The organism is Pleomorphochaeta sp. DL1XJH-081, assembly GCF_049310885.1.
GTDB lineage: Bacteria > Spirochaetota > Spirochaetia > Sphaerochaetales > Sphaerochaetaceae > CAYZJV01.
On record NZ_JBMDYO010000200.1, the window covers coordinates 1 to 240 of the forward strand.

The 240-nt window shown below is 43.8% G+C and carries 1 protein-coding gene; it reads right to left on the minus strand.

What is annotated here, in order from left to right; all coding sequences use genetic code 11:
- Positions 1 to 188: transcription factor TFIIIB component B'' homolog (locus ACODJP_RS14455; RefSeq protein ID WP_422482684.1), on the minus strand; the 188-nt coding region annotated here is incomplete at its 3' end.
- Positions 189 to 240 lie beyond the last annotated feature (52 nt).

Below are 240 nucleotides of genomic sequence, written 5' to 3' on the forward strand. Positions count from 1 at the left end.
GTCAAGGCTTCACGAAGCCTCAGTGGGTGTTGCCGTTCTTCCTTTTTATATTTGTTCCGTATTTGTTCCCGGATACGTCCAGGGAAAAGCTGTGCTATCATAGAAAAGTCTGTCCCAAACTGCTGCACAGCCTCATAGAACAGTTCAGTGTCCTGTTTTGACCATCTTGCTCTGGGTGTTTTTTCCATTCTAGACTGATAATTGAAATATTCTGAGGTGTCTTCAGCAATAGGGTTCTCT